Here is a 23,730-nt window from a genome sequence, read left to right as displayed (position 1 = left end):
TCCGCTCTTGTAGGAGCGGATTCATCCGCGATGAGGCCAGCACAGGCCAAGCCTTTATCGCAGGAGCCCTCGATGTTCAAAACCATCGAAGACCACGTCCGCCAACAGGTCGCCCCCGCCGCCCTGCGCGCCGAGTTCCGCCAGCACGAATTCGACGTCTCGCGCCGCTTTTGCCAGCTGATTTTCTGCGTCAGCATTGTGGTGTGGCTGGTCTTCGACCTGATCGTCAGCTACATCGGCGGCCAAGGCTTCACCTGGCTTTCCGGCCTGTTCCTGGCCTTGATGGGCAGCCTGACCGTGGTGTTGGGCTTCACCCGGCACAGCCACCATTTCGATGTGCTCAACCTGCTGTTCATCACCGTCATCACCTTGGGCATGCGCCTGGTCATCGAAGGCATCCCCATTGCCCTGCGCCCGGTATGGCTGGCGCTGGGCACCTCCACGGTGCTGTACAGCGTGTCGGTGCTGCCGGTGCGGCGCTGGTCGTTCTTCTGCGCAATGGCCATCACCTGGGCCATGCTCAACCCTTTCTACGACACCAATATCGACCTGGACGACCTGGAAGCCGCCATGGTGCTGAGCTACGCAATCTTCCTCAGCGGCCTGGTGATCTACAGCTACCTGCGCCTGCGCCAGACCAAACTGCACAACTACTACATGTCCAAGATGCTGCTGGAACAAGCCTACGTGGACGTGCTGACCGACATCCCCAACCGCCGCTCGTTCATGCTCAAGGCCGAGCGGCAACTCAAGGCCGCCGCACCCGGGCAATACCTGGCGATGATCGACATCGACAACTTCAAGAAGGTCAACGACCGCTTTGGCCATGACGTTGGTGACGAAGTGCTCAAGCGTGTAGCCGTGCACATCCGCGCAGCGATGGCCGGCCAGGAGTTCGCCAGGCTGGGCGGCGAGGAGTTCGCCGTGATCTTTCAGGGCCTGGACCAGCCCGCGGCCGAGCAGCAGGTCAGCGACCTGTGCCAGCGCGTGCGCGAAGACACGGGCGAGCACCCGGTGACCATCAGTATCGGCCTGGCCCATATCAACGACGACGACACCCTGACCATGGCCCTGATCAAGGCCGACCAGGCCCTGTACGAGGCCAAGCACACCGGCAAGGACCGCTACGTGCTGTGGTCTAGCCGGCTGGCAAGCGAATCCTGAACTGCGCGCCGCCCAAGGCCGACTGCGCCACCGTCAGGGTGCCGCCCTGCCCCTCGATCGCCCGCCGGCTGATCGCCAGGCCCAGTCCAAAGCCGCCGGTGCTGCGGTCGCGGCTGCGGTCCAGGCGGTAGAACGGCTGGAAGATCCGCTCCCGCTCTTCGGCCGGAATGCCGATGCCGTCATCCTCGACGGTCAGCAGGCACGCGCCGTCCGCTTCCAGACGCAAACGCAGCAGCAGGCTCTGGTCGCAATAGCGCATGGCGTTGCGCACCAGGTTCTGCACCGCCCGGGCAGTCAGCCGCGGGTCGAGTACAAAGCGCGGCAGGCCTTCTTCGGCGCGTACCTCCCACTGGATGCCGCGGCTGTCGAGTTCTTCGGCGAAGCCACCCAGCACGCTGTCGACCAGCTCCAGCAACGACACTTCCACCCGCTCACGCGCCTGGTCAGCATTGTACAACCGGCTGTAGGACAGCAACTCGAGCACCAGTTCGTCCAGTTCGCGCACATGGCCGACCAGTTCCAGCAGGCGTTTGCGGCTGGTGGGCGGCACCTCGTCAAACAGCAGCACCAGGCCGAAGTCCAGGCGGGTGAGCGGCGTGCGCAGCTCGTGGGACACCGCATTGAGCAGTTCGCGCTGCTGGTTGACGTGGCGCTCCAGGTCGCTGGCCATGGTGTCGAACACCCCCGCCAGCTCGCCGATGTTAGAATGCGGCGAAATGTGCGTGCGCTCGGCCATCTGGCCTTGGCCCAGGCGCCGGGCGGTTTCCTTCAGGCGCTCCAGGTCGCGCCAGTGCGGCCACACCCACAGCAGCAGGCAGCCGAGCATGGCGGCGCCGATCAGCACCGTCACGCCCCACGACAGCACGTTGATGTCGAACGGGTCCGGCGGTGCGTGCAGGCTGACCAACCATTGATCGTCCAGCGGCGCCAGCACTGTTTCGTAGTAGCCCCACTCGGCAATCCGCACCGCGAACAAACCGTGCTCCAGGCGGGCGCGCTCGGCCGTACTCAAGCCAGCCTGGTCGATGCGCTGCAAGGTGAGTTCGAGCGGCGCGAACGCCTTGGCCAGGTCCTGCTGCACCGCCGGCCACTGCTCGCGCGGGGTTTGCCTGAACTGGCGCACGATCAGGGTTTGCACACCCTTGGCCTGGTCCAGGTTGTAGGCCATGAAGCGGTCATGGAACAGGCCGACGATGGTGTCGGGGATCAACAGCAACGCACCGGCATAGGCAACGATGATCACCAGGTACAGGCGCACCAGGATCTTCAGCATGGGGCTTCAGCACTCCCACTCGACGCGGCTGAACAGGTAGCCCTTGCCCCACACGGTCTTGATCTTGCGGGCTTCACCGGCGCTGTCGTCGAACTTGCGGCGCAGCTTGGAAATGGCCACGTCCACCGAACGGTCAGTGCCGTTGAACTCGATGCCGCGCAACTGCTGCAGGATGCGGTCGCGGCTGAGCACTTCGCCCGCGTTGCGCGCCAGCACCACCAGCAGGTTGTATTCGCCGCTGGACAGTTCCACCTCTTCGCCCCGCCAGCTGACCAGGCGCTCGGCCAGGTCGATGCGCAGGCCACCGATCAGAATCTGGTCGCTGTCCAGCCGCGGTTCATTGACGCTGCTGCGCCGCAGCAAGGTGCGCACCCGGGCCAGCAGCACCCGTGGCTCGCAGGGTTTGGTCACGTAGTCGTCGGCGCCCATTTCCAGGCCCAGCACGTGGTCGTGGCTGTCATCGCGGGCAGTGAGCATCAGGATTGGCAGGCTCAGCGAGGCCTGGCGCAGCAGCCGGCACACCTGCAGGCCGTCGATGCCGGGCAGCATCAGGTCGAGGATGACCAGGTCGGGCTTGTCCTGGTGGAAGGCCTCCAGCACATGGTCGCCCCGGGCGATCACCCGGACATGGAATTCGTTACGTTGCAGGTAGCTGGCGATGAGTTCGGACAAGGCGCTGTCGTCTTCTACCAGGAGGATGTTTGGCATAGAGGGTTGCAACATGGGCGAGTGAAAACTTCACCGGCCTCTTCGCGGGTAAACCCGCGAAGAGGCCGGCACAGACAGGCACAATATAGATCCCCAGGCCGACGCAGGGCTAATCTTCACACTTTTTCACACACATCCTACAGCTGCTAACAGCCATCACTGTCGTTCCTGCCGTAGCATGCACCCGGTCATCATCGGAAGATCCGTATGCCTATCATTCCCCCCCTTCGCCTGCGCCCCGTTGCGCTCTTGGCGCTGCTGGCACTGGCCGGTTGCAACGACGCCACCGAACAGGCCGCCAAACCACCTGTGCCCCAGGTACGCGTCGAAACCCTGCAACTGCAACCCCTGGCCATCAGCACCGAGCTCAGCGGCCGCATCCTCGCCCCGCGCACCGCCGAAGTGCGCGCCCGGGTGGCCGGTGTGGTGCTCAAGCGGGTCTACCGCGAAGGCAGCGACGTCAAGCAGGGCGATGTGCTGTTCCTGATCGACCCGGCCCCGTTCAAGGCCGACCACGACAGCGCCCGCGCCACGCTGGCCAAGGCCCAGGCCAACCTGTACCAGGCGCGCCTGCAGGAGCAGCGCTACCGCCAGTTGGTGGACGACAAGGCCGTCAGCCGCCAGGAATACGACAACGCCCGGGCTGCTTTCCTGCAAGCGGACGCCGCCGTGGCCGAAGCCAAGGCGGCCCTGGAACGGGCCCGCCTGAACCTCGGCTACGCCACCGTCACCGCCCCCATTGCCGGGCGCATCGGCCGCGCACTGGTGACCGAGGGCGCACTGGTGGGGCAAAACGAAACCACGCCGCTGGCCACCATCCAGCAACTGGACCCGATCCACGCCGACATCACCCAGTCCACCCGCGAGCTGAACGCCCTGCGCCGCGCGCTGCGGGCCGGTGAATTGCAACAGGCCGGTGCCAGCGAGGCCCGCGCCACGCTGATCCAGGACGACGGCAGCGCCTACCCGCTGCCTGGCAAGCTGCTGTTCTCGGACATCAGCGTCGACCCCAGCACCAATCAGATCACCCTGCGCAGCGAATTCCCCAACCCTGACCTCGACCTGCTGCCCGGCAGCTACGTGCGCGTGCGCCTGCAGCAAGCGGTGCAGCCCAAGGGCCTGAGCGTGCCGCAACGGGCAATTCTGCGTGACAGCGCTGGCGTGCCCAAAGTGTTGGTGGTCGATGCCCAGGCCCAAATCAGCGAACGCCCGGTCACCCTGGGCAACGCGCTGGGCGACCGCTGGGTCGTCAGCGAGGGCCTGGCACCCGGCGAGCGCGTGGTGGTCGAAGGCCTGCAGCACGTCAAGGCCGGTGACCAAGTTCAGGTCGACGCCTCCACGGGCAACGCGCCCATCGCCCAGCACAACGGCCAGTGAGGGCCTGACCCATGCCGCAGTTCTTCATCGACCGCCCGATTTTCGCCTGGGTGGTCGCGCTGTTCATCCTGCTGGCCGGTGCGCTGGCCATCCCGCAGCTACCGGTTGCGCAGTACCCCAACGTGGCGCCACCGCAGGTGGAAATCTACGCCGTGTACCCCGGCGCCTCGGCCGCGACCATGGACGAAAGCGTGGTGAGCCTGATCGAGCAGGAGCTCAACGGCGCCGACAATCTGCTGTACTTCGAATCGCAAAGCAGCCTGGGCAGCGCCACCATTACCGCCACCTTCGAGCCGGGCACGCACCCGGACCTGGCCCAGGTGGATGTGCAAAACCGCCTCAAGGTGGTGGAGTCACGCTTGCCGCGCCCGGTGACCCAGCAGGGCTTGCAGGTGGAAAAGGTGTCCACGGGCTTCCTGCTGCTCGGCACCCTCACCTCCGAAGACGGCAGCCTGGATGAAACCGCGTTGTCCGACATTCTGGCGCGCAACGTGATGAACGAAATCCGCCGCCTCAAGGGTGTGGGCAAGGCGCAGCTGTATGGCTCCGAACGCGCCATGCGCATCTGGATCGACCCACGCAAGCTGATTGGCTTCAACCTCACGCCCAACGACGTGGCCAACGCCATCGCCGCGCAGAACGCCCAGGTTGCCCCCGGCAGCATCGGCGACCTGCCCGCACGCGGCACCCAGGAAATCACCGCCAACGTGTTGGTCAAGGGCCAGTTGAGCACGCCCGAAGAATTCGCCGCCATCGTGCTGCGGGCCAACCCGGACGGGTCCAGCGTGACCATCGGTGATGTCGCGCGGGTGGAAGTCGGCGCCCAGGAATACCAATACGGCACACGCCTGAACGGCAAACCGGCCACGGCCTTTGCCGTGCAGCTGGCGCCGGGCGCCAATGCCATGCAAACCGCCACTCTGGTGCGCGAGAAAATGGAGCAACTGGCGCCCTACTTCCCCGAGGGCGTGAAGTGGGACATCCCTTACGACACCTCGCCCTTCGTCAAGGTGTCGATCCAGCAGGTCATCAACACCCTGTTCGAAGCCATGCTGCTGGTGTTTGCGGTGATGTTCCTGTTCCTGCAGAACCTGCGCTACACACTGATCCCGACCCTGGTGGTGCCCGTGGCGCTGGCAGGCACTTTCGCCGTGATGCTGGCCATGGGCTTTTCGGTCAACGTGCTGACGCTGTTCGGCATGGTGCTGGCCATTGGCATCCTGGTGGACGATGCCATCGTGGTGGTGGAGAACGTCGAGCGGATCATGGCCGAGGAAGGCTTGCCGCCTAAAGAGGCTACACGCAAGGCCATGGGCCAGATCAGCGGCGCCATCATCGGCATCACCCTGGTGCTGGTGGCGGTGTTCTTGCCGATGGCCTTCATGAAAGGCTCGGTGGGCGTGATCTACCAGCAGTTTTCGGTGTCCATGGCGGTGTCGATCCTGTTCTCGGCGTTTTTGGCCCTGAGCCTGACCCCGGCCCTGTGCGCCACGCTGCTCAAACCGGTGGCCAAAGGCGAGCAGCACGCCCGCAAAGGCTTTTTCGGCGGTTTCAACCGCGGCTTCGAAGCGGTGAGCAACGGCTACCAGCGCTGGGTGATGCAGGCGCTCAGGCGCAGTGGCCGCTACCTGCTGGTGTACGCGGTGCTGCTGGGCGTGCTGGGTTATGGCTTCAGCCAATTGCCCACCGCCTTCCTGCCCACCGAAGACCAGGGTTACACCATCACCGACGTGCAACTGCCACCGGGTGCCAGCCGCATGCGCACCGAGCACGTGGCGGCGCAGATCGAGGCGCACAACGCCGGGGAACCCGGGGTTGGCAACACCACCGTGATTCTGGGCTTCAGCTTCTCGGGCAGCGGCCAGAACGCTGCCTTGACGTTCACCACGCTCAAGGACTGGTCCGAGCGTGGGGGGGAGGACAGCGCACAGTCCATCGCCGACCGTGCGACCCAGGCCTTCAGCCAGATCAGGGATGCCGTGGCCTTCTCCGTGCTGCCGCCGCCCATCGACGGCTTGGGCGAATCCACCGGTTTCGAGTTCCGTTTGCAGGACCGGGGCGGCCTGGGCCATGCCGCGCTGATGGCCGCCCGCGACGAACTGTTGGCCAACGCCGGCAAGAGCAAGGTGCTGGCCAACGTGCGTGAAGCCTCGCTGGCGGAAAGCCCACAGGTGCAACTGGAAGTCGACCGGCGCCAGGCCAATGCGCTGGGCGTGTCGTTTGCCGATATTGGTGAAGTGCTGAACACCGCGGTGGGCTCCAACTACGTGAACGACTTCCCCAACCAGGGGCGCATGCAGCGGGTGGTGGTGCAGGCCGAGGGTGACCAGCGCAGCCAGGTGGAAGACCTGCTGAAAATCCACGTGCGCAACAGCAGCGGCAAGATGGTGCCATTGGGGGCATTCGTGCAGGCCAAATGGGTCAGCGGCCCGGTACAGCTCACCCGGTACAACGGCTACCCGGCCGTGTCGATCTCCGGCGAGCCGGCGGCCGGCTACAGCTCGGGCGAGGCCATGGCCGAAGTCGAACGGCTGGTGGCCCAGTTGCCCGCGGGTGCAGGCCTTGAATGGACTGGGCTGTCGTTGCAGGAGCGCTTGTCGGGCAGCCAGGCACCGCTGCTGATGGCGCTGTCGCTGCTGGTGGTGTTCCTGTGCCTGGCGGCGCTGTACGAAAGCTGGTCGATCCCCACCGCCGTGTTGCTGGTGGTGCCACTCGGCGTGTTGGGTGCGGTGCTGGCGGTAACCCTGCGCGGCATGCCCAACGATGTGTTCTTCAAGGTCGGCCTGATCACCCTGATCGGCCTGTCGGCGAAAAACGCCATCCTGATCATCGAGTTCGCCAAAAGCCTGGTGGACCAGGGCGTCGATGCCGTCGAGGCCGCCGTGCAGGCCGCCCGCTTGCGTCTGCGCCCCATCGTGATGACCTCGCTGGCCTTCATTCTGGGTGTGGTGCCCCTGGCCATCGCCACCGGCGCCAGTTCGGCCAGCCAGCAGGCGATCGGCACCGGGGTGATCGGCGGGATGCTCAGCGCCACCCTGGCCGTGGTGTTCGTGCCGGTGTTCTTCGTGGTGGTGATGCGCCTGAGCAAACGGCCCCCGGTTGAACAACCCGCCGGCGAGCAAGCCTGACTGGACAACCGCCGCGCTGAATGAGAGGGTTCCGGGCATTGACTGCCCGGAACCCTTTTTCATGCACCCTGCCTTGCCCCCCTGCTCCATCCTCATTCTGGCCGGTGGCCGCGGCCTGCGCATGGGCGGGCGCGACAAAGGGCTGGTGCCATGGCGCGGCGAGCCCTTGGTGGCGCATGTGCACCGAGTGGTGCGGCCACTGAGCGACGATGTGGTGGTGTCATGCAACCGCAACGCCGAGCAGTACCGGCCCTTTGCCGACCAGTTGGTGGCAGACGCCGAGGCGGACTTCCCCGGGCCACTGGCCGGCGTGATCGCGGGCCTGGCGGTGGCGCAGCACGAGTGGGTGGTGGTGCTGGCGTGCGATGCGCCCTTGGTGGATAAAACCTTGATCGAGGGCCTCTTGAGCCTTGCCGTGGCCAGCGACAGTACGGCCATGGTGCGTCAGGGCGGGTATTGGCAACCAATGTTCTGCGTACTGCCGCGCTCGGTGTTGCCCGTACTGCAACAGGCATGGGCCGAAGGCGAACGCAGCCTGCAAAAAGCCCTGTTGCGCGGGGCGATGCAAGCACTGGACTGTGGCAAGGCTGATCCGCGGCTGAGCAACTTCAACAGCCCGGATTTGCTAGCCTGATGCAACCCTTCAATCCCACCCGGTCACATTCGCCCCATGGATGAACTGCGCAAGATCGACCTCAACCTGCTGTTGGCCCTGCATGCGCTGCTCAGCGAACGGCACGTCACCCGCGCCGCCCTGCGCCTGCACCGCAGCCAGCCGGCGGTCAGCCATGCGCTGGCGCAACTGCGCGCCCACTTCAACGACCCCTTGCTGGTTCGCCAACGCGGCCAGATGGTGCTCACCGCCCGCGCCCAGGCCCTGGCCAAACCCTTGCAGGATGCCTTGGGCAGCCTCAACGGCCTGCTCGCCACCCCGCAGTTCGAGCCTGCCCAGGCGCAGCGGCGCTTTCGCCTGTCGTTGTCCGACTATGCCTCGCGCATCATCCTGCCGCCCCTGATGCGCTATGTGCGACGGGCCGCACCCGGCGTGGACCTGGCCATCAGTCAGGCCAGCCGCGAGACCATGCTGGCCCAGTTGCTCGATGGCGAACTGGACTTGGCCTTCGGCATTTTCCCCGAGCGGCCCCAGGACATCGCCGTGCAAACCCTGTTCGAAGACAGTTTCATCAGCGTGGCTGACCGCCAGGTGCTGCCTGCCAGCGGCGGCCTCGGCCTGGATGACTGGCTGGCGCGCCCCCATGTGTTGATGGCCATGCGCCCCGATGCGCACGATGAAATTGAACGCGCATTGGCCCGCCGGGGCCTGCGCAGGCACATCGCCCTGGCCCTGCCCCACTGGAGCGCAGCGGTGGAAGTGCTGGCGGGCACCGACCTGGTGCTGACCGTCGCCAGCCGCGCTGTCGGCCCCTTGCGCGCGCACAAGACCTTGCGCACCTTCGCACCGCCGTTGCCGATCCCGGCGCTGGCGTATCAACAGGCCTGGCACGTAAGAAAAGACAGCGACCCCGGCCATCGCTGGCTGCGCGAAGCCTTTTGGGCATGCAGCCAGCCCGGCCACTGACTCAGCCTTGCGACTGCTTCACCACCGCAGCCGGTTCAGCCGGCCAGCCGCCCTGCACCAGCAGCACCCCGGCCAGAATCAGCACAACCCCGGCAACCCGGGCCAGGTTCATCGGTTTGCTGGCAACCCCCACCAGCCCGAAATGGTCGACCAGCACCGACACCAGAATCTGCCCGGCCACTACCAGCACCAGAAACCCCGCCGTGCCCAGCTTCGGCGTCAGCGCGGCGGCACCGGCCACGTACAGCGCGCCCAGCACGCCACCCACCCACAGCCACCAAGGCCCCTGCATCGCTTTGCCCAGGTCAGGCATGGGCACCCGCAGTATCAGCAGCGCCGCCACCACCACCAGCGAGCTGACCGTGAGCGAGGTGAACGCGCCCCACAACCAATGGCCCAATGCACGGCCAACGGCCGCATTGCCCGCTGCCTGAAACGGCAGCACGGCACCGGCCAGCAGGGCCATGAATACGGGAACAAAGGCAAGCAACAAGGTTTTGTTAGGCATCGATGGGTTCACTCTGCACACAGGATGAACCCATCATCGGCAATCCATGAAGCGGATGGAAATCGAAACGCTGCAACCGCTACATGCGCAGGACGAATAACATCAGCGCGACGTCTCGATTCTCAATACTTCGGTGTAAATGGCATCGACGGTCTGCCCCTCCTTGAGGTTGCCCATGCGCGCCTGCAGGTTCGGGTCTTCGACTTTCACCACCTGCAATTTGCCTTCCGGCGGCAGCAGGCTCACTTCATGGGTTTTGAGGTCGATTTTCTTGATCTGCGACGTCACCCGCACCTGGCGGAACGCCTCGCCGCCCGGGTTGGGGTTGGCCTCGGTAGCGCGAATGCTGCCAGACTCGTTGCTCATTTTTGGCGCGCCGCCCACCTCGGTGTTGAGCACGTAAGCCACCGCCCGGGTGACGTAGATGTCCACCTGGTCACCCACTTTGAGGTTTGGCAGGGCCTTGGCCTTTTCCGTGAGCTGGAAGGTCACGTCCTTGTCATTGGCGCCTTTCACCGTCACTTGCCGGTTGGCCAGGTCGATGGCCGTGACTTGCGTGGTGATGTGGCTTTCCAGTGCCTCGCTGGCAATCGGGATGTCGGCCGCCTGTACGGCAAAACTGGCCGTGGACAGCAGTGAAGCCAGCGCAACGGCGCGGGCGAGCGTGCAAATTGGGTTCATAGGCCTGCTTCCCTGTGGTTGAAACCGGGTTTGCGCATGAACGGTTCATGCGCAAGCAAGCATAGTCACAACCCGGCAACCTGCCTTGCGCCAATCACGGATTACGCGTGACGCGCCACACGGTATTGGCCAGGTCATCGGCAATGATCAGCGCGCCGCGCGGGTCAACGGTGACGCCCACCGGCCGGCCACGCGTCTTGCCGTCCTCGCCACGGAAGCCCGTGGCGAAGTCGATCGGCTCACCCGCCGCCTTGCCCGCACTGAACGGCACGAAGATCACCTTGTAGCCCACCGGGTTCGGGCGGTTCCAGCTGCCGTGCTCGCCCACGAACACACCGTTGGCAAAGCGCTCGCCCATGGCCGGGATGGAGAAGTCCACACCCAGCGCTGCAACGTGCGACCCCAGGCTGTAATCCGGCTTGATGGCGGCGGCGACCTTGGCCGGGTTCTGCGGCCTGACCCGCTCATCCACATGCTGGCCCCAGTAGCTGTAAGGCCAGCCGTAAAAGCCGCCCTCTTGCACCGAGGTGAGGTAATCCGGCACCAGGTCCGGGCCCAGCTCGTCACGCTCGTTGACCACCGTCCACAGCTGCCCGGTGTCTGGCTGAATGGTCAGCGCCGTGGGGTTGCGCAGGCCTGTGGCGTACGGCTTGTGCGCACCGGTTTGGGCATCGACCTGCCACACCATGGCGCGGTCGACTTCCGCCTCCATGCCACGCTCGGTGATGTTGCTGTTGGAACCGATGCCCACATACAGGTAGCGGCCATCGGGGCTGATGGTCAGCGCCTTGGTCCAGTGGTGATTGATCTCGGCAGGCAGGTCAGTCACTTTTACCGGTGGGCCACCGGCTTTGGTCTGGCCGTCCTGGTAGTCAAAGCGCACCAGTGCATCCTGGTTGGCCACGTACAGCTTGCCATCGGCGAAGGCCAGGCCGTAGGGGGCATTGAGCTGGTCGGCAAACACCGTTTGCAGCTCGTATTTGCCGTCGCCATCGGCATCGCGCAACAGGGTGAGGCGGTTGCCACCCTTGACCTGGGTGTTGCCCTTGGCCTTGATCTGGCTGGCAATCACATCCTTGGGCTTGAGCTTGGCCGCACTGCCGCCCCGGCCTTCGGCCACGATGATGTCACCGTTGGGCAACACCAGGCTTTGGCGCGGTATTTTCAGGTCGGTGGCAATCGCGGTGATGCTGTAGCCCTCCGGCACGGTGGGCTTCTGCTCGCCCCACAACGCTGGTTGGGCGATTTTCATGCTCGGCAGCAAACCCCGCTCCGGCGCCGGCAGCTTCGGGTCCGGCCCCAGCGCCTGGGTCGCCTCGCCCTCCCCGCCGCAACCGCCCAACAGCAGCGCCACGCCCAATGCAGGCAATACATGCAAAGGCTTCATGCCGCACCTCCCGAACGCAGGTTGCTCAGGCCCAGCCAGGCGGCGATCACGGCCAGCGCGGTCACCACCACCGACAGGATCAGCCCCGCAGGCATCACGGCCCAGGCGTCCTTGGCGTGTTCGAAGGCGTTGATCAGCCCCAGCACCCAGGTGGCCAGCAGCAACAGCAAATACACCGTCGGCCGCCCGCCCTTGCGCTCGGCACGGGCCAGGTTGGCCAAGGCAAACAGCACCGCCAGGCCGCAGAACAGCAGGCCACCGGCGATCAGCCAGGAGGCGAAATTGCTCCACTGGATCTGGTAGCTGTTGTAGTAGGCAATGTCGCTGAGCAAGGCACCGAGGAACAAGGGTACCGAGCCGGCCAGCAGGATGCCGTGTAATGGGCTGGGTGTGCAGCGTGTGTAGGGTTGGGTAGATGTGGTCACAGAGACTCCTTTCATTCAGCCACCGGAAGATGTCAGGGTTTGACGTGAGGCGCGTAAAACTTGAGTACCCCGGGGCAGGATAGTTCAGTGGAGGTTGGCCAACGGCGGGGTTGGCCAGCCCCACTCAAAGAGAACGCCTCACCCGAGCAATCCCCAGTCGATACGAAGCTTGTGATGGACAACCTTTTTACGCAGCGGCCACATCCGTCGATGTGCGACTGTTTCTTCGTAGAGCGGCATCACGTCTCCTTCATTGATATAACGGATTTCATCGTTGTAACTGTTGATGTAGGCCTTCCAGTAGCCACTTGCCGGGCAGGGTTTACCGCTGACACATCGCATGATCGGGAAGTTGGCACCGCCGAATGCCGGAGAGCCGGGCATGGGTTTGCCGGTGGCGGGGTCCAGGACTTTTTCTTTGGCCAGTTTGTGGATGAGGGCTTCGCTGGGTTTTTCTGGCGGGATGTTGGCGAGGCGGGCTTCCAGCCATTGGAGTTTGCCGTCCCATGGCGGTAACTTGGCCGGGGGCAATGGTACGATGTCGTTGATTTCCAGAACACTAGGATTGGCATAGGAGTAATCTGCGAGCATGCTCCAAATAGCGCGATAGCGTTCAGCGCGCTCCAGATCTTGTATTTGTCCGTAGTAATCGAATACATCCGAAGCATCGGCACCTTCAAATGCGTTTCTTAACCGGCCAGCAGCATGTTCGTAGCCACCTGCCACCCCCATCTGCAACACCTCGATTGATTCGCGATATTCGCCCTTGGTCTGAAGATTGACACCTAATGCTACTGCCGCCTTTCCATGAAGCTGCTCTGCAGCACAGCGGCGCATTTGTCGTGCGATTTTAGGAGCTACTTTAATGGGCGCCAACTTTTCCGCGACCTCATACTGAGCCTTTGCACTGCCTTCATCGGCCGCCTTTCGTAAGTACCGCAATGCCATTTCAGAGTTCTGTTGCAATCCCGCCGCCCCTTGCTCAAGAAAATACGAAACAAACAAATAGCCCGTCGCTACGTTAGCCTCAATCAGTTTTTCGCTGAGGCGAAGATGCTCCCAACCTCGCAGCTTGAAGTGCCCTCGCATACTGCCATTTTGCAGATTGACATTGGCCTTGTAGTGATCATTTTCAACACTAATACGATACAGCCGCTCGATTTCCCTATTAACATCCGGATCCCGTTTCAGTTGATTATTTTTCTGTAGCCAGCGAGCATACTGAAACAACACCTCCACCTCCGCTGAGGCCGCCGGAATTTTTTCATGGGCGCAGGTAAATGCGAGCTTGGAATCGACACATTCAAGTGACGGCATTGCTTTATCTCTTTGATAGCTAAAGGACCCGCCTGAACCGCAGGCGACCAAGAATAAACACGCAGCGAACACAGTTAATCTCATCAATCTAGATCCCTGATCGCTGCCTCTGCATAATAAAACTCCACGATCGAAGCTTTCGGTGACATCCCTTCTTTTTCAAAATCTTTCTGCTTATCCATTATTTTCCGCCAGGCTTCGAAAGCCTCCTTGGCATCATCTTGCACCCCCTTTTTATTTGTATGTAGTCCCCACAACCGCCGCCGCAACTTCTGCGTCTCACTCGCCCACTCATGCGCAATATTCAACTCACTATCACCCCGCATACTCCGCGTGTTGATATTCGCCGAGCCATGCGTGGTAAACACATCATTCACAATCATCAACTTCGAATGCACATACACCGGCACCCACGGCAGCCCCGCCGGGGAATCCGGCGCCACCAGCGAGCACACATGCACTTTCAGCCCCGGGATTTCCTCCGGTCTGAGTTCCTCTTCTTCAATCTCCTTGATCTGCAGATTCAGGGCCGTGTCCCACTTCGCTTGCGCGCGTCGGCCCATGTGGTCATTCGCCGAATCCAGCCTTGGCCGGGGCGGTGCGTCCTTTTTCAGCTGTTTGATCCGCAACTGCTTGGTCACATTCGGCATGGTGTTGGCCCGGCCCAGGCTTGCCATCATGCGCTGGGTATTCACCGTTCCCGCCCCCACCCCATCTTTGGTGGCGTTGGTCACCACGAACAAGTGCAACACACCATGCTTGCCCGGTTCGCGTCCGGCGCAGGTCTGGTCGACCGCCGCCTTCTTGATCGCCTCGGCCAGCGGCGGCCAGCGAAAGTACTGGTTCTCGATGTAGATGAACTGGGTCGCGTTGTTCACGGCCTGCAGGTACAAGGGCTCGATTTCAAAGGAACCTTCCTGCGCCTGGGTGCGCAGCAGTTGGCTCATCAAGCGCTGGCCGCTGCCGGATTTAAGGTGCAGTGCCTTGGCCACCGCTTTTGCCTGCCGGGTTTCAAGCAGGTCTTCACCGGTTTCCCGGTGCCAGGCGGTGGCAAAATTCTTGTGAAGGTGCTCCAGCACCGGGCCGCTGATCTGGCTGGAGATGTCCTGACGCGGCAAGTCGCCACGCGCCCCGCGATCCGGCGCCGGCTTGGTGTTCAGGCCGCGGTTCAGAGCCGAGTGGTCGTCGGTGTCCCAGTATTCGTCGAGCAGGTTGTGACCCATGACGAAGCCAACGGCGTGGTCGGGCAACTCGTAATCGACCAGCACGCTCTTCTGGTGATGGGTGACGCTGGCCCGCAAGGTCTTGCGCACGCTAGGGCTGACGTGCGGGCCAAGGTTCAGGCGCTTGAGGTGGTGATCGATTTCCGCCCGCTCGCTCCAGCTGAAACCACGGCTGACGAACACCGGAATGCCACTGACAACTCGGGCAGCCGCTTTGTCATCGTCGGCCTCGCACAGCTGGAACCACTCCCGGTCGAAGGCGTACTGCGCCTCGGTCGAACTCTGCATCGCGCGGTCCTTGAGCCGCAGCAGGCCCTTGCCCGGCAGGTTGCCCTCGCCACCAAAGCCAGCCAGGTTGAACGGCATTTCCCACCCGAGGATGCGCACCTGCACGCCTTCGCGGGCCTTGGCCAGCAGCAGTTCGCCCAGGCACGGGGCGCTGCCGTCGCGGATCAGGTACATCGAGGGCTGGAAGCCCCAGCAAATGATGTCGATCGACTTCTTCGCGTTGGTCAGCGCCAGGTGCACGGCGCGGAAGGTTTCCTCGCCGTTGACCAAGGGGGTGTATCGGGTGAGTGCCGGGTCGTATTCCGTGCGCTCGACGAACCACGGCGGCGTCAGCATGCATTCAGTGTCCTGACTGGGCACTATAGCTACAACGGCTTCACTGCTAATCATGATCTGGTTCCTTGTTTAACCCTTTATCCCTGGAAGTTATGCCCGAGGATAGTTGCGGCTAACACTGGATCACGACACTGCAAATAGCCATACACTGAAATTAATTCAGATGCTTCCTACTTATACAGGTAATTTCTCCTACAATATTTCCACTCATGGATTTTATCTGACTGTTTAGGGCGCCCAAGCCAAGGACTTTAATTACGAATCACCAAGTACCCATCAAAACAGGAGCGATCCGCATGACCAAACGAATATCGCAACATCATGCGCTGCGGATCACCCAATGTGTGCTGGTACTCAGCCTGGCATTGACCGTTGGCTGTTCAAGCAAGCCAAGTTATTACGCGGCCACACAAGGCTCCAACTGCTTCGCCAAAGCCGTCCCCACCCTGGGCGAAGGTGGGTTGGCCTGGGGTAACACCTTGAGCATTGCCAAGCAGAAGTCGTTGAACAACTGCATCCGCTATGCCGGCCGCTCCGGCGGTACACCCAATACTTGCCAGGTGGTGCTGGCGGAGTGCAAGCGCTAGGCGTCATCCCGGCCCCGCGCTATTCAGTCGCGCCTCAAGCTCGGCTTCAAGCTCAGCCAACTCGACTTCACGGCCCTCATGCAGCCAGCCACAGCGGCGCGCGCAATCAATCACCACCCGAATACCCTCGCGGGTTTGATGACCGGGGAACTTGCGCAGGGTCAGTTGCACGGTACTGGCATTTACCCAGTTGGCAGCGTCCATCGACCATTGCCGGTCGGCAAAGCTGAACAGGCACGTGCCTTGCTGCCGGTCTACAAGCCTGGGGGTGTGCACCCACAATGAATGCCTGGGTTCCCATGGCGACACCACGATTTGAAAGTGGCCGCCTGGGGAGGCGGAAAAACACTCGTCGGCGTAGCCGGGCAGGCTCTTGCCGGCGATGTAACGCGCAAACGCCTGAACCTGGTCGGCCGTTCGGGTGCCTGCCTGGTACTGCTCGACGCGCTGGCGGTACGCGGCAAAGGCAGGCGATTGCAGGCCGTGGGTGTGCAGGGCCACCAGCGCGGCGCATTGCAGCAACCAGTAGATTTCATCGGAGTTTTCAGAGGCGGGGCGGCTGCTCAAGTTCATGGCTTGTTGGTTGAGTGCGCTGGCCAGGTGCTGGCCCTGATCGATCAGCACCGGTTCCAAGGTGGGTGCGCGGGTTACGTCCACCTGGGCGATGAATGCCCGGTAACGCTGTTGCAGGGGGGCTGGCGCCAAGCTCAATGGCGGGCATTCGGGCAGGGCCATGTCCAGTGGCTCTGGCGCTTGGTTGCGGGGCAGCCAGGCGAGGTTTTGCTGGGTGGGGGCCAACCCGGGGCTTGCAGGGGGTGTCGGGGTGGGTTGGCCTTGCAGGAGGGTTTTCAGGCGGTTGAAGAGGTTGATCATGAGCACATCCTTGTAGTGACGGGGCGGGCCTTATCGCGGATAAATCCGCTCCTACAGGTCGAGGGTCAACGTTGGGGTCAGCGCCCGGGACACGCATAGCATCATCACCCGCCCCTGCGCCCGTTCGCCCTCGCTAAGCAGCAGGTCGCGATGGTCGGGTACGCCATCAAGCACCCGAGTTTCGCACATGCCACACACGCCCTGCTCGCAGGACGATGCCACTTCATGCCCCGCCGCGCGCAACGCCGCCATGATCGAGCAGCCCGCTGGCACCCGCACTTGCGTCCCGCTGCGGGCCAGGATCACCGTCAGGCCTTCCCCGGCCTCGGCGGCCGGCGCCGGTGCGGGGGCGAAGCGTTCCAGGTGCAGGCGTTGCTGCAGGCCCGCCTCGCTGAAGCGGGCCGTCAAAGCATCCAGCAGCGCCGACGGGCCGCAGCTGTAAACGTCGCGACCGGCCCGTGCGCCAGCCACCACGGCGTCCAGGTCCAGCAGGCCCACCTCGTCGGCGGGCAACACCTCGACGCGCCCGCCGCCCAGTGCCTGAAGCTCGTCGATAAAGGCCATCGAACGCCGTGAACGGCCGCCGTACAGCATCTGCCAGTCGGCCCCTGTGCGCTGGGCCTCGCGCACCATCGCCAGTATCGGCGTGACGCCAATCCCGCCGGCCACGAACAGGTATGCTCCGCCGCCCTGCAGCGGGAATGCATTGCGCGGGCCGCGGATCGCCAGCGCCTGGCCGAGGCGCAGGGCGCCGTGCACCTCGCGTGAGCCGCCGCGCCCTTCGGCCTCCAGCAGCACCGCGATGCGCATCACGTGGCGCTGCGCCGGGTCGCCGCACAGCGAGTACTGGCGCACCAGGCCCGACGGCAGCAGCAGGTCGATGTGCGCCCCCGGCGCCCAGGCGGGCAACGCGCCGCCATCGGCAGCACGCAACTCCAGCGACATCACGCCTTGTGCTTCGATACGCATGCCGCTGATGACAACCGGCAGCGTTTCACCCTGGGCGCTCAAGGCATCGCCCTCGGTTCATCGACCAGCCTCACCGGCACATGCTGACCGCGTTCGATGAACTCGCGGAAGGCGCGGCGGTAGTTCAAGGTGTACAGGTCCGACGGCACCGAATGTTCGACCACCTTGGCATCCCAGTCGATTTCCGCCGGGGTAATGGTGGCGGCCACCGGCAGGTCTTCGAGGTACAACAGTTCCTCCACACGCAGGCACTCCTGCAGGTCACCGCCGGTGTAGGCGCGGTCGTTGGCGACGCCCCAGAAGATCTTCACATGGTCATATGCCACCGGGCACGGGAAGCCCGCCACCACGCGCTTGCCCAGGCGTTCGTAGTCGTAGGTGATGGCCACCAGGCCCGGGGCGACGATGTGGTAGTTCATCATGCAGTCGCCGTCGTTGGCCCACTCGCCTTCACAGGCTTGCAGGGGGCGGTCCATCCAGATGTCCAACCCTTCGCGACGCACGTTCAGCGGTTCGACTACCGGGTTGACGTGGCCCATCATGCCGCGGTGGATGTAGGAAAAATGCGCCACGTCGCCGAAGTTCTCCACCGCCACCGCCACGCCGGTGGGTGAATCCAACGGTTCGGCGGCCAGCCACTCAAGGTCAAGTTCGCGCCATTCGGCCAGGTCGTACAACGGGAACAGGGGCTCTTCCAGAGCGGTCCACACATGCCCGTACCGTTCCTGGCAGGCATAGGTATGCACGGAGGCGTTTTTGGGGATCTTGCACTGATCTTCCAACGACGGCACATGGCTGCACTGCCCGCCTTGGGCAGCAAAGCGCCAGCCGTGGTAGGGGCAGCCGATGTTTTCGCCGTGCACTTCACCGAGCGACAGGTCGGCGCCGCGGTGCGGGCAGCGCGCCGCCTGCACCACGGCCTGGCCAGAGGCCGTACGCCAGACCACCAGTTTTTCGCCCAGCAAGGTGGCCGACTGCGGGGTGGCGAGGTCGGCCGAGCGGGCCACCGGGAACCACTGGTGGCGCATGGCCTGTTCAGCGCGCTGGCGTTGGGTTGCTTGAGTCGTCATGGGGGTGTCCTCACAGGTTGTTCTTGTTGTCAGATGCCGACCACCAGCGCCCCGCCGTTGACGGGGATGGCCTGGCCAGTGATGAACGCGGCTTCGTCCGAAGCGAGAAAGGCGACCACGGCGGCGATTTCTTCCGGGTGCACCAGGCGGCCAAGCGGGATGGCAGCCTGTTCGGCGGCGATGTATTCCTCGGGCACCATGCGCGTAAGGATCGCCCCCGGGGTGATGGCATTCACCAGAATGCCCTCCCCGACAAATTCCTTGGCCAGGGTCTTCATCAGCCCCAACTGCGCGGCTTTGCTGACCATGTAGCCGTAGGAATGGCCATCCGGCACCTGGCCCCACTGGGAGTTGATGAAGATCACCCGGGGTGCCTGGCTGCGCCGCAGCAGCGGCAGCGCGGCGCGGGTGAGGTACAGCGGGGCGTTGACGTTGATCGCCAGCAGGCGGTCGAAGTTGGCGTCGTCGGTGGCTTCCAGGCAAGTCATCGAGTAGATCAGCCCGGCGTTGTGCACCAGGATGTCGAGGCCGCCCAGTTGAGCAGCGGCTTGCGCCACGCAGCGTTCGGCCAGCACGCGGTCGGTGATGTCGCAGGCCAGGGCGACCGCACGGCCGCCCTCCTCGGCTATTTCGGCGGCGGTGGCGCGGGCCACGTCTTCATCGATGTCCACCACCGCCACGGCGGCGCCGCGCCTTGCCAATAGCCGCGCATGGGCACGGCCAGCACCGCGCCCGGCACCGGTAACCAGCGCCACACGGCCGTTCAGGGCGCGGGCTTCAGGGGCCAGGGCCAGCACCGAGGCCGGGGCCTGGCGCGCAGAAACAGGTTGGTTCATGGATGGGCTCCTGGCTCAGACGGTTTTGTGGGGTTCGGTGACGTAAAGCATGTTGCCGTCCGGGTCGAACATCGGCCGGTAGCGGTAGTGGGTGCCGTTGGGGTGCTGCCATTCGATCGGTGCGGGGGTTACCCACTGCACCTTGCCGTCCAGGTAAGCGATGGCTTCGTCCAGGCTTTCCACCTCGAAGGCAAAGGAATCGAAGCCCGGCTTGTCTTCCAGGTTCACGGCGCTGCGGCGCTCGACGGGCGTTGTGTTGGTGGTGTGGAACAGGTACAGGGTGACATTGCCCATTTCGATGGCCGCCCAGCGCTCTTCGGCCACATAAGGCAGGAAAAAGCCCAGGCCGAGCGTGCCGTGGTAGAAGTCCACCAGGCGCTGCACGTCGTTGGTGAGGATGTCCATGTTGTCGAGGCGTTTGAGTTGGAGCATGGCGGGGTTTCCTTGGTTTAAAGATGACGGCACGGGCCACCCGGCAGCGCGCGCAGCGTGCCGTTGGCGACGTCGAGGGTGATGCTGGCGAGGGTGGCGTACTGGCCGTTTGCCGGGGCAGCAGGGTCCGGGTGGCAGCACAGGGCGCCGGTGGTGCCCAGGTGGCTGTTCAAGGCCTTGAGCAAGTCATGCGCGCTGAGGCCTGGGCGGTTGCCGAGGCGGCGCAGCAACTGGTCGTAACGCACCAGGGTGTCGGGGAAGCTGCCCGGTTCGGTGTCAAAGTCCCGGGCCGGGCTGGACAGGAAGTGGTTGGTGTGTACCAAAAGGCCATCCAGTGCCGGGAACACCAGGCCTGGGCCGCCAGGGTGGATTTCCACCGCCACCGCGCAACTGGCCTGCTCGGCGGCGCCGATCAGGGTCAGGGAACTGGAGGCCGACACCGGCGCCCGCTGGCACAGTTGCAGGGCCTGGTTGATATCGCTGCAACTGTCGAGCAACCAGCGCGACAGCACATGCACCGGCAGGCCGATGCCCGCTCCATCGTGGGCGTGGTGAAGGATGTTGAAGTGCACCCCCAGCCCACGGTTGTTGACCCCGGGCTTGCCGACGATGCCGTATTCGGTAACGGTGGTGGTCAGGCGCCCGTCAGCGTGGGGGATCTCCCAGGTGAGCCACTGTTCGGCGAATTCGGCGTACCAGTCCCAGGTTTGCGCGGTGACCGGCGCGCCCCAGGGGTTCACCTGGACCACCGTCGAACACTCCCCGCGCAGGCGTGCACCCAGCACGGCAAGGACTTCGGTGCGGGCATTGATCGCCCCGATCAGCGCAGGTTCAAGGCCGGCGCCTTCGGCGATGCCGAGCATTTCTTCATGCAAGGGCGGCGCGAACGCGGCCACCTGCTCAAGGCAACGGGTTCCCATGGCCTGCAGGTCGAACGGTGCCTGGGCGACGCGGCCGAACAACGCTTCATAGGCCTGCACCGTGCCGCGTACTTTGCCGGCAAAGGTTTCGCCGAACTCCCGGCCACGGAGCCTGGGTTGTGTCTGGCTGGAGCGAAAGACAATGTTCATGGCTGCACCTGCCCCAGTTGTGGGGTGACGTGGGCGGCCACTTCATCAAGCCGGGCAAACCACACATCGCCGTCGCTGACCATGCGCTCCACCAGCCGTTCAAGCTGCTCGAAGCGCGCCGCGCGGCCAATCACCTCCGGGTGCATGGTGAAACTGGTGTGGCGGCCATCGCGGCGCGCCGATTCGTACTCGGCCAGCCAGGTGTCGAACAGCACGCGCGGCGCGGTGGCATTGCCGCCGTTGTCGATGCTCCAACCGAACATCGGCCAGTCGTCCAGCGACCAGTGCACCGGCAGTTCAAGGATCGAGGCGCCGTTGAAGTGTTCGAGGTATGGGCGGTCGTCACCCATGCAGCTGGAGTCGTAGGCAAAACCGTTGGCCAGCACCAGCTCGAAGGTTTCCGGGGTCAGTTCCCAGGACGACGAGCGATAACCCGCAGGCTTCGGCGCCCCGGCCTTGGCCAGGGCAGCCAGGCCCTGCTCCATTTCCTCGGCCTGCTGCGCGGCGCTGACCTTGTCGCTGCGCAGGTGCATGTGGCCGTGGTGGCCGATTTCGTGGCCGTCCTTGAGCAGCAATTCCACCAGGTGCGGGTGTTGTTCGGCGGTGTAACCCGGCACAAAGAAGGTAGCGGCCAGCTGATGCCGGCGCAGCAGGTCCAGAATGCGCGGCACGCCACGGGTCACGCCGAAGCGCCCTTCCGACAGACTGGTCAGGCGCCGGGCAAAGGTTGGGCTGTCGCCCAGCAGGCCGGCTTCGGCATCCACATCGAAGGTCAGGGAAACAGCCACGGGGCTTTTTTTCGGCCAGCACAGGCGGCCGTGTTCGTCAGCACGCATCAGGCGCACTCCTCTACGGGGGTTGTCAGCGAGTTTTTTGGGGGTTGCTTCAGCAGGCGATGGCCTTGCTGTCCTGCAAGCGGCGCAGGCGGTACAACGCTTGGGAGATGGCCAGCACCGCGACCGCGATCAGCACCTCCTTGAGGCCGCCGTAGCCGGTGATTGATGCGCTGGTCATGCCCACCAGCAGAATCAGGCCGTCGAACACCGCCAGAGCCATGGCCACCCACACCCAACCACGCGCCAGGCGGATTGGCCGTGCCAGCTCGGGGCGGTCAAGGCGCAGCACCACATAACCGGCAACCGCCAGGCAATGGGCCAGGATGTAGCCGATGTTGCCGGCCACGATCACCGCCAGCGGGTTACCCACCATCAGCACCAGCGCCACGTTGATCAGCAGCTGCACGGTCACGGCGCGGGCGGGCACCCCGGCGCGGTTGAGCTCGCCGAACTGGCGCACGGTCAGGCCATCGCGGGCGCTCTGGTACAGGGCGCGGCCCGCATCCGCCGTGCCCATCACCGACAGCACCAGAATGCCGGCGATCAACACCAGGGTTATCACGCTGGCGCCGCCGCCCAGCAACACCTCGGCCGCCGCTTGCAGGAAGCCGTAAGGCCGCTCGGCCATCACCTGCTCACCCAGCAAACCCGCCAGGCCCAGCGGTGCCAGGGTGAACACCAGCAGCAGGATCAGCGCGGCAATGCGCAGGGCCTTGCGGGTGTCGCTGACCGTGTCGCGAAACTCAGGGATGAAGGATGCCGCCGCCTCCACCGCATAGGCCGACCAGGCCATGATGAACAGCCACGCCAGCACGGTGCGCAGGCCGGCCATGCCTGCACCGGTGTGCCAGGTGAAGCTGGCGGTGGTCCACACCGGGCTGGTCAAGAAGCTGGTGCCGAACACCAGCACCGGGATCATCAACAGCACACCGGCGACGGTAAGAATGACCATGGTGAAACGCAGCTGGACCATGCTCAGGGCCCAGCTGAACACCGCTACACCCAGGGCAATTGCCTGCGGCAGGCCAAGCTGCAGCGGGCCCAGGTCATAGTGGGCGGTAACGTTGGGCCAGAACTGCTCCGAGAGGATTTGCGCCACCGCCAGCCCCCAGATGGCCGGCGCGGTGGCCCAGGCGAACCAGTAGGCGTAGGTGGCCAACGGGCCCAGGCTTGGCATGCGCCGGGCCCAGGCTTCGTTGGCATACAGGGCGATGCCGCCGGACTTGTCGGCGAACATCGCGCCCATTTCCGAATACAGCCAGTTGTGCAGCACGGCCACGGCGGCGATCAGCGCCCACAGAGCCATGGCGGCCCAGGCACCGATGGCGCCGATTGAATAGCCAAGGCCGACGAAGAGTGCGGCAGGCAGGCTCAGGGTAATGGCTACCCCGTCCCACCAGCGGATGGATTTGACCAGTTGTGCGCCTGGCGCGGTGCCTGTGGTTGCCTGATGCATCGTATCGCCCCTGTGGTTTTTTTTGTGGGTTCCGATGAGCAAATCCTACGTCATGATTTTGCGCATGTGTATATTTTTATTTCACATGACTACGCATTGCGCAATATAAAAAGATTATTTATGCGCAATGCGATTTACGAGGGCGCAATGAACCACAAGCGTGCACGGGGGCACACGAGGCTCTGGGAAGGGGCTTACAGCGTTTTT

22 protein-coding genes are annotated in these 23,730 nt (G+C 64.1%); 6 read left to right on the top strand and 16 right to left on the bottom strand.

What is annotated here, in order from left to right:
- The first annotated feature begins 72 nt into the window (after window positions 1-72).
- Window positions 73-1,164, top strand: coding sequence for a GGDEF domain-containing protein (locus PVV54_RS11330; RefSeq protein ID WP_274910017.1), 1,092 nt, complete (start codon window positions 73-75; stop codon window positions 1,162-1,164).
- On the opposite strand, the gene PVV54_RS11325 is transcribed toward PVV54_RS11330, so the two are convergent.
- Window positions 1,139-2,437: an ATP-binding protein gene (locus PVV54_RS11325; RefSeq protein ID WP_274910016.1), complete on the bottom strand. Its 1,299-nt coding sequence runs from the start codon at window positions 2,435-2,437 to the stop codon at window positions 1,139-1,141. The two genes, PVV54_RS11330 and PVV54_RS11325, sit on opposite strands and share 26 nt — an antisense overlap.
- 6 nt (window positions 2,438-2,443) lie before the next feature.
- Window positions 2,444-3,145 carry a response regulator transcription factor gene (locus tag PVV54_RS11320; RefSeq protein ID WP_274910015.1) on the bottom strand — a complete coding sequence of 234 codons (702 nt, stop codon included), beginning with the start codon at window positions 3,143-3,145 and terminating at the stop codon, window positions 2,444-2,446.
- Between the two features lie 207 nt (window positions 3,146-3,352).
- Here PVV54_RS11320 and PVV54_RS11315 point away from each other — a divergent pair, with 207 nt between their 5' ends.
- The 4 genes from PVV54_RS11315 (at window position 3,353) to PVV54_RS11300 (ending at window position 9,229) form a co-directional block, all read left to right on the top strand.
- Window positions 3,353-4,522 (top strand): efflux RND transporter periplasmic adaptor subunit, encoded by a 1,170-nt coding sequence (locus tag PVV54_RS11315; protein ID WP_274910014.1) that lies wholly within the window; start codon window positions 3,353-3,355, stop codon window positions 4,520-4,522.
- 11 nt (window positions 4,523-4,533) lie between these two features.
- The gene (locus tag PVV54_RS11310) at window positions 4,534-7,650 is read left to right on the top strand and encodes an efflux RND transporter permease subunit (RefSeq protein WP_274910013.1); all 3,117 of its coding nucleotides are present in this window, start codon (window positions 4,534-4,536) and stop codon (window positions 7,648-7,650) included.
- A 61-nt stretch (window positions 7,651-7,711) separates the two neighbouring features.
- Complete coding sequence (mobA, locus tag PVV54_RS11305; protein WP_274910012.1) at window positions 7,712-8,284, top strand: molybdenum cofactor guanylyltransferase MobA; 573 nt, start codon at window positions 7,712-7,714, stop codon at window positions 8,282-8,284.
- Window positions 8,285-8,320: 36 nt separating this feature from the next.
- Window positions 8,321-9,229, top strand: a complete 909-nt coding sequence (locus tag PVV54_RS11300; RefSeq protein WP_274910011.1) for a LysR family transcriptional regulator — start codon at window positions 8,321-8,323, stop codon at window positions 9,227-9,229.
- A 1-nt stretch (window position 9,230) separates the two neighbouring features.
- Here PVV54_RS11300 and PVV54_RS11295 read toward each other — a convergent pair whose 3' ends face one another.
- The 6 genes from PVV54_RS11295 to PVV54_RS11270 form a co-directional block, all read right to left on the bottom strand.
- Complete coding sequence (locus PVV54_RS11295; RefSeq protein WP_274910010.1) at window positions 9,231-9,737, bottom strand: DMT family transporter; 507 nt, start codon at window positions 9,735-9,737, stop codon at window positions 9,231-9,233.
- Between the two features lie 102 nt (window positions 9,738-9,839).
- Window positions 9,840-10,418 carry a hypothetical protein gene (locus tag PVV54_RS11290; protein WP_274910009.1) on the bottom strand — a complete coding sequence of 193 codons (579 nt, stop codon included), beginning with the start codon at window positions 10,416-10,418 and terminating at the stop codon, window positions 9,840-9,842.
- A gap of 94 nt (window positions 10,419-10,512) precedes the next feature.
- Window positions 10,513-11,805 (bottom strand): PQQ-dependent sugar dehydrogenase, encoded by a 1,293-nt coding sequence (locus PVV54_RS11285; RefSeq protein WP_274910008.1) that lies wholly within the window; start codon window positions 11,803-11,805, stop codon window positions 10,513-10,515.
- Window positions 11,802-12,230 carry a DUF2231 domain-containing protein gene (locus PVV54_RS11280; protein ID WP_274910007.1) on the bottom strand — a complete coding sequence of 143 codons (429 nt, stop codon included), beginning with the start codon at window positions 12,228-12,230 and terminating at the stop codon, window positions 11,802-11,804. Before PVV54_RS11280 ends, PVV54_RS11285 begins: the two co-directional genes overlap by 4 nt.
- A gap of 138 nt (window positions 12,231-12,368) precedes the next feature.
- Complete coding sequence (locus PVV54_RS11275; protein WP_274910006.1) at window positions 12,369-13,547, bottom strand: SEL1-like repeat protein; 1,179 nt, start codon at window positions 13,545-13,547, stop codon at window positions 12,369-12,371.
- 83 nt (window positions 13,548-13,630) lie between these two features.
- Complete coding sequence (locus PVV54_RS11270; RefSeq protein ID WP_274910005.1) at window positions 13,631-15,448, bottom strand: phospholipase D-like domain-containing protein; 1,818 nt, start codon at window positions 15,446-15,448, stop codon at window positions 13,631-13,633.
- 242 nt (window positions 15,449-15,690) lie between these two features.
- Here PVV54_RS11270 and PVV54_RS11265 point away from each other — a divergent pair, with 242 nt between their 5' ends.
- Window positions 15,691-15,981 carry a hypothetical protein gene (locus tag PVV54_RS11265; RefSeq protein ID WP_274910004.1) on the top strand — a complete coding sequence of 97 codons (291 nt, stop codon included), beginning with the start codon at window positions 15,691-15,693 and terminating at the stop codon, window positions 15,979-15,981.
- Window positions 15,982-15,984: 3 nt separating this feature from the next.
- On the opposite strand, the gene PVV54_RS11260 is transcribed toward PVV54_RS11265, so the two are convergent.
- From PVV54_RS11260 to PVV54_RS11225, 8 genes are read right to left on the bottom strand one after another with little or no spacing between them, the layout of a single operon-like run.
- Window positions 15,985-16,854 carry a hypothetical protein gene (locus PVV54_RS11260; protein ID WP_274910003.1) on the bottom strand — a complete coding sequence of 290 codons (870 nt, stop codon included), beginning with the start codon at window positions 16,852-16,854 and terminating at the stop codon, window positions 15,985-15,987.
- A gap of 51 nt (window positions 16,855-16,905) precedes the next feature.
- On the bottom strand, window positions 16,906-17,865 hold the full coding sequence (locus PVV54_RS11255; RefSeq protein WP_274910002.1) for a PDR/VanB family oxidoreductase: 960 nt from the start codon (window positions 17,863-17,865) through the stop codon (window positions 16,906-16,908).
- The gene (locus PVV54_RS11250; RefSeq protein ID WP_274910001.1) at window positions 17,862-18,893 is read right to left on the bottom strand and encodes a Rieske 2Fe-2S domain-containing protein; all 1,032 of its coding nucleotides are present in this window, start codon (window positions 18,891-18,893) and stop codon (window positions 17,862-17,864) included. Before PVV54_RS11250 ends, PVV54_RS11255 begins: the two co-directional genes overlap by 4 nt.
- 29 nt (window positions 18,894-18,922) lie before the next feature.
- A complete protein-coding gene (locus PVV54_RS11245) occupies window positions 18,923-19,729 on the bottom strand; it encodes an SDR family NAD(P)-dependent oxidoreductase (RefSeq protein WP_274910000.1) in 807 nt (268 codons plus the stop codon).
- A 15-nt stretch (window positions 19,730-19,744) separates the two neighbouring features.
- Window positions 19,745-20,161, bottom strand: a complete 417-nt coding sequence (locus tag PVV54_RS11240) for a VOC family protein (protein ID WP_274909999.1) — start codon at window positions 20,159-20,161, stop codon at window positions 19,745-19,747.
- A 17-nt stretch (window positions 20,162-20,178) separates the two neighbouring features.
- Window positions 20,179-21,231, bottom strand: a complete 1,053-nt coding sequence (locus tag PVV54_RS11235; RefSeq protein ID WP_274909998.1) for a C45 family autoproteolytic acyltransferase/hydolase — start codon at window positions 21,229-21,231, stop codon at window positions 20,179-20,181.
- Window positions 21,228-22,067 carry a polysaccharide deacetylase family protein gene (locus tag PVV54_RS11230; RefSeq protein ID WP_274909997.1) on the bottom strand — a complete coding sequence of 280 codons (840 nt, stop codon included), beginning with the start codon at window positions 22,065-22,067 and terminating at the stop codon, window positions 21,228-21,230. Before PVV54_RS11230 ends, PVV54_RS11235 begins: the two co-directional genes overlap by 4 nt.
- Before the next feature lie 49 nt (window positions 22,068-22,116).
- Entirely contained in the window at window positions 22,117-23,523 is a 1,407-nt protein-coding gene (locus PVV54_RS11225) for an APC family permease (RefSeq protein WP_274909996.1), read from the bottom strand.
- Between the last annotated feature and the right edge of the window lie 207 nt (window positions 23,524-23,730).

The organism is Pseudomonas sp. PSKL.D1 (assembly GCF_028898945.1).
GTDB lineage: Bacteria > Pseudomonadota > Gammaproteobacteria > Pseudomonadales > Pseudomonadaceae > Aquipseudomonas.
Note: the sequence above shows the minus strand (reverse complement) of the source record. Positions and strands in the feature narration are given on the sequence as shown.

Bases quoted from the DNA above. Each gene is read 5' to 3' on its own strand.
- PVV54_RS11285 (WP_274910008.1), bottom strand. From the start codon at position 11,805: ATGAAGCCTTTGCATGTATTGCCTGCATTGGGCGTGGCGCTGCTGTTG.
- PVV54_RS11245 (WP_274910000.1), bottom strand. From the start codon at position 19,729: ATGAACCAACCTGTTTCTGCGCGCCAGGCCCCGGCCTCGGTGCTGGCC.
- PVV54_RS11300 (WP_274910011.1), top strand. From the start codon at position 8,321: ATGGATGAACTGCGCAAGATCGACCTCAACCTGCTGTTGGCCCTGCAT.
- PVV54_RS11325 (WP_274910016.1), bottom strand. From the start codon at position 2,437: ATGCTGAAGATCCTGGTGCGCCTGTACCTGGTGATCATCGTTGCCTAT.
- mobA (WP_274910012.1), top strand. From the start codon at position 7,712: ATGCACCCTGCCTTGCCCCCCTGCTCCATCCTCATTCTGGCCGGTGGC.
- PVV54_RS11250 (WP_274910001.1), bottom strand. From the start codon at position 18,893: ATGACGACTCAAGCAACCCAACGCCAGCGCGCTGAACAGGCCATGCGC.
- PVV54_RS11235 (WP_274909998.1), bottom strand. From the start codon at position 21,231: ATGAACATTGTCTTTCGCTCCAGCCAGACACAACCCAGGCTCCGTGGC.
- PVV54_RS11310 (WP_274910013.1), top strand. From the start codon at position 4,534: ATGCCGCAGTTCTTCATCGACCGCCCGATTTTCGCCTGGGTGGTCGCG.
- PVV54_RS11315 (WP_274910014.1), top strand. From the start codon at position 3,353: ATGCCTATCATTCCCCCCCTTCGCCTGCGCCCCGTTGCGCTCTTGGCG.
- PVV54_RS11230 (WP_274909997.1), bottom strand. From the start codon at position 22,067: ATGCGTGCTGACGAACACGGCCGCCTGTGCTGGCCGAAAAAAAGCCCC.
- PVV54_RS11240 (WP_274909999.1), bottom strand. From the start codon at position 20,161: ATGCTCCAACTCAAACGCCTCGACAACATGGACATCCTCACCAACGAC.
- PVV54_RS11320 (WP_274910015.1), bottom strand. From the start codon at position 3,145: ATGCCAAACATCCTCCTGGTAGAAGACGACAGCGCCTTGTCCGAACTC.
- PVV54_RS11330 (WP_274910017.1), top strand. From the start codon at position 73: ATGTTCAAAACCATCGAAGACCACGTCCGCCAACAGGTCGCCCCCGCC.
- PVV54_RS11260 (WP_274910003.1), bottom strand. From the start codon at position 16,854: ATGATCAACCTCTTCAACCGCCTGAAAACCCTCCTGCAAGGCCAACCC.
- PVV54_RS11295 (WP_274910010.1), bottom strand. From the start codon at position 9,737: ATGCCTAACAAAACCTTGTTGCTTGCCTTTGTTCCCGTATTCATGGCC.
- PVV54_RS11265 (WP_274910004.1), top strand. From the start codon at position 15,691: ATGACCAAACGAATATCGCAACATCATGCGCTGCGGATCACCCAATGT.
- PVV54_RS11270 (WP_274910005.1), bottom strand. From the start codon at position 15,448: ATGATTAGCAGTGAAGCCGTTGTAGCTATAGTGCCCAGTCAGGACACT.
- PVV54_RS11225 (WP_274909996.1), bottom strand. From the start codon at position 23,523: ATGCATCAGGCAACCACAGGCACCGCGCCAGGCGCACAACTGGTCAAA.
- PVV54_RS11290 (WP_274910009.1), bottom strand. From the start codon at position 10,418: ATGAACCCAATTTGCACGCTCGCCCGCGCCGTTGCGCTGGCTTCACTG.
- PVV54_RS11275 (WP_274910006.1), bottom strand. From the start codon at position 13,547: ATGCCGTCACTTGAATGTGTCGATTCCAAGCTCGCATTTACCTGCGCC.